The organism is Mycobacterium sp. TH-M106 (assembly GCF_057473765.1).
Genome location: NZ_JBYCLE010000160.1, coordinates 1 through 4,081 on the forward strand (window position 1 = coordinate 1; position 4,081 = coordinate 4,081).

Below are 4,081 nucleotides of genomic sequence, written 5' to 3' on the forward strand. Positions count from 1 at the left end.
ACGACTTGGGCGGCACCTGGGACCTGTTCCGCTACCCCGGGATTCGCTCGGACTCCGACATGTTCACCCTGGGGTTCCGGTTCAAGCCGTGGACGTCAGCCAAGGGGATCGCCGACGGTCCGGACATCAAGGCATACCTGCATGAGACCGTTGCCGAGTTCGGCATTGACCGGCACATCCGTTGTGGCCACCGGGTGATTGCCGCCGATTGGTCCGATGCCGACAACGTCTGGACCCTGACCGTCGAACAGAATGGCAAGCACAGCGAGATCTCCTGCTCGTTCCTGGTCGCCTGCAGCGGGTACTACAACTACGACGAGGGCTACTGCCCGGAGTTCGTCGGCTCGCAGGACTTCGCCGGCCCCGTCATCCACCCGCAGCACTGGCCGGAGAACCTCGATTACCAGGGCAAGAAGATCGTCGTGATCGGCAGCGGCGCCACCGCCGTCACCCTGATCCCGGCGCTTGCCGATTCGGGCGTCGGTCACGTCACCATGCTGCAGCGCTCACCGACATACATCGGTTCGTTGCCCGCGGTCGATCCGGTTGCGGTGCGGATCAACAAGGTGCTGCCGGAGAGGGTTGCCTACGGTCTCAACCGATGGAAGGCCATTCTGTTCCAGGTGGTACAGTACCAACTTGCCCGACGCTTCCCGAAGTTCATGCGCAAGACGATGATGCGCATAGCCGAGCGCCAGCTGCCCAAGGGCTACGACGTGCAGAAGCATTTCGGCCCGCGCTACAACGTCTGGGACGAGCGGGTGTGTCTGGCGCCTGACGGAGACCTCTTCCGCGCCATCCGGCACGGCCGGGCGGACGTGGTCACCGACACCATCGACCGCTTCACCAGGACCGGCATTCGGTTGGCCTCCGGCGAAGAGCTGGCCGCCGACATCATCATCACCGCGACCGGATTGAATCTGCAGCTGTTCGGTGGGGCGGCGATAAGCCGCAACGGCGTGCCGGTGGAACTGCACGACACTATGTCCTACAAGGGGATGATGCTGACCGGGTTGCCGAACATGGCGTTCACAGTCGGCTACACCAACGCCTCCTGGACGCTCAAGGCGGATCTGGTGTCGGAGTTCGTCTGCCGGGTGCTCAACTATATGGACTCCCACGGGTTCGACACTGTGGTGCCGGGACAACCCGGCGACGACATCGAAGACCGGCCGCTGATGGATTTCACCCCCGGCTACGTGCTGCGGTCGCTGGGCTACCTGCCCAGGGCGGGATCGCGCACACCATGGCGGCTCAAGCAGAACTACCTGCTGGACGTCCGGCTGATCCGACATGGCAGAGTCGACGAGAAGGCTCTGCAGTTCACCAGACACCATGTGCCGGTGGCGGTTTAGCCTAGGCTTAGCCTGCCTGCCGGCGTTGACAGTTAGATTGTAGTCACTTACTATCTGGGTCGTGTCCTACGACGTGATCATCCGCAACGGATTGTGGTTCGACGGCACTGGCAGCGCCCCGCAGATCCGCACGCTGGGCATCAGCGACGGCGTCGTCGCGGCGGTCTCCGCCGACCGGTTGGACGAGACCGGCTGCCCGGACGTGATCGACGCCACCGGCAAGTGGGTCGTCCCGGGTTTTTTGGACGTGCACACCCACTACGACGCGGAGGTGCTCCTCGATCCGGGGTTGCGCGAATCGGTGCGACACGGGGTCACCACGGTGCTGCTGGGCAACTGTTCGCTGTCGACGGTGTACGCCGACGCCGAGGACGCTGCCGATCTGTTCAGCCGGGTCGAAGCAGTGCCCCGCACGTTCGTCCTGGGCGCGCTGCAGACCAAGAAGACCTGGTCGGGCCCTGCAGATTACGTGCGCGCGCTGGATGAGCTGCCGCTGGGTCCCAATGTCAGCTCGCTGCTAGGGCATTCGGATCTGCGGACCGCAGTGTTGGGGCTGGACCGCGCCACCGACGATGCCACCCGGCCGACGGATGCCGAGCTGGATCGGATGGCGACACTACTCGACCAAGCACTCGATGCCGGCTTGCTGGGCATGTCCGGAATGGACGCGGCGATCGACAAACTCGACGGCAATCGGTACCGGTCCCGAGCGCTGCCGTCGACGTTCGCCAGCTGGCGTGAGCGTCGCAAGCTGATCGGCGTGCTGCGCCGACGTGGCCGGATCCTGCAGAGTGCACCCGACGTCGCCAACGCTATCGAGGGACTGCTGTTCTTCCTTTCCAGCAGCCGGGTTTTCGGTCTACGCCGGGGCGTGCGGATGAGTCTCTTGGTGTCGGCGGACGCCAAGTCGGCGCCCGGCGCTGCGCGGGCCTTTGGCTTCGGTACTCGGCTGCTCAACGCTGTGCTGGGCTCACAAGTGCGATTCCAGCACTTGCCAGTTCCGTTCGAGTTGTACTCCGACGGTATCGATTTGCCGGTCTTCGAGGAGTTCGGCGCCGGCACCGCTGCGCTGCATCTGCGTGATCAGCTGCAGCGCAACGAACTACTCGCCGACACCGCCTACCGTCGTCGGTTCCGCCGTGAGTTCGATCGTAGAAAGCTCGGACCCACGTTGTGGCACCGAGATTTTCATGATGCGGTGATCGTCGATTGCCCCGACCCAGATTTGATCGGCAAGAGCTTCGGGCGGATCGCTGACGAACGTGGGTTGCACCCGCTGGATGCGTTCTTGGATGTGCTGGTCGACAACGGCGAGCGCAATGTTAGGTGGACCACCGTCATCGCCAACCATCGTCCTCGCCAACTTGACAAGCTGGCCGCCGAGCCGAGCATTCATCTGGGGTTCTCCGACGCCGGTGCGCACCTACGCAACATGGCCTTCTACAACTTCGGGCTGCGGCTGCTCAAGCGCGTGCTGGACGCCGAGCGGGCGGGGCATCCGTTCCTGACCGTCGAACGCGCGGTATATCGGCTCACCTCCGAAATCGCCGAGTGGTTCGGCCTCGACGCTGGGACGTTGCGCCCACGTGACCGAGCGGATTTCGTGGTGATCGACCCAGCCGGCCTCGACGACTCGGTGGAGGGCTACCACGAAGAGGAAGTCCCGTTCTACGGGGGGCTGCGCCGCATGGTCAACCGCAACGACGCAGCCGTGGTGGCGACCGGCGTCGGCGGCGCCGTCGTGTATCGCAGTGGCACTTTCTGCGACGGATACGGCACCACGGTGAAGTCCGGACGGTTTCTGCGGGCGGACATCCGTCAGCTTCAGCGAGTCTGAGGTGGCCCGCAGCCAGCAACAACGTCGGGAGGCGACCATCGCGCGGCTCCTTGACGCCAGTATCGCCACCATCATCGAGTTCGGCTATGCCCGGGCGTCGGCCAAGACGATCTCCCGGCGCGCGCAAGTCTCCGATGGGGCGCTATTCCGGCACTTCGACACCATGGGTGATTTCATGGCCGCCACCGCCTACGAGGTGCTGCGCCGGCAGCTGGACCTGTTCGCCAAGCGTGTCGCCGAGATCCCGGACGGCCAGCCGGCGGTGGCGGCGGTGCTGACCATCCTGGCCGACATCACCCGTAACCCGACCAATGCCGTGCTGTACGAACTGATGATCGCGGCACGCACCGACGAGAAGTTGCGGGCGACTTTACAAGACGTCCTCGCCGAGTACAGCGCAAAGATCTATGACGCCGCATGCGCCCTGCCCGGCGCAGACGCCTTCCCAAAAGACGTCTTTCCGGCCGTGGTGGCTTTGATGACGACCACCTTCGACGGTGCCGCTCTGGTGCGCGCGGTGCTGCCGCAGCCTGACCTCGACGCTCAGCTGATCCCGCTGCTGTTGTCGCTGCTACGCGGGATGGGCGTCGAGTGAGCGGCCGGCCGGGGCATGCGGGCCGTGACGGACAACCCACGCCGTCGTAGCGTGGAACGGGTGACCGCACCCAATCATCCGCACGATTTCCCCAAAACCGTCGGCGAGCTGCGTGCCGCTGGTCACCGCGAGCGGGGAGTCAAAGCCGAGGTCCGAGAGAACCTGCTCGCCGCGCTTGCCGCCGACCGAGAGATGCGAGACATCTGGCCCGGGATCCTCGGGTTCGACGAAACGGTGTTGCCGCAGCTGGAACGCGCCCTGATCGCCGGTCACGACATCGTGCTGCTGGGCGAG

At 64.9% G+C, this 4,081-nt stretch carries 3 protein-coding genes and 1 pseudogene; all 4 read left to right on the forward strand.

The genetic code is table 11. The features are described 5' to 3' along the window. Positions 1-1,355 (forward strand): flavin-containing monooxygenase (locus AC2VOP_RS05715; RefSeq protein ID WP_486960051.1); only part of this gene is annotated, 1,355 nt, incomplete at its 5' end. A 52-nt stretch (positions 1,356-1,407) separates the two neighbouring features. Continuing rightward, the gene (locus AC2VOP_RS05720; RefSeq protein ID WP_486960053.1) at positions 1,408-3,192 is read left to right on the forward strand and encodes an N-acyl-D-amino-acid deacylase family protein; all 1,785 of its coding nucleotides are present in this window, start codon (positions 1,408-1,410) and stop codon (positions 3,190-3,192) included. Position 3,193: 1 nt separating this feature from the next. Beyond that, positions 3,194-3,787: a TetR family transcriptional regulator gene (locus AC2VOP_RS05725; protein WP_486960052.1), complete on the forward strand. Its 594-nt coding sequence runs from the start codon at positions 3,194-3,196 to the stop codon at positions 3,785-3,787. Positions 3,788-3,802: 15 nt separating this feature from the next. Further along, positions 3,803-4,081, forward strand: a pseudogene (locus AC2VOP_RS05730) (hypothetical protein); the annotation flags it as partial.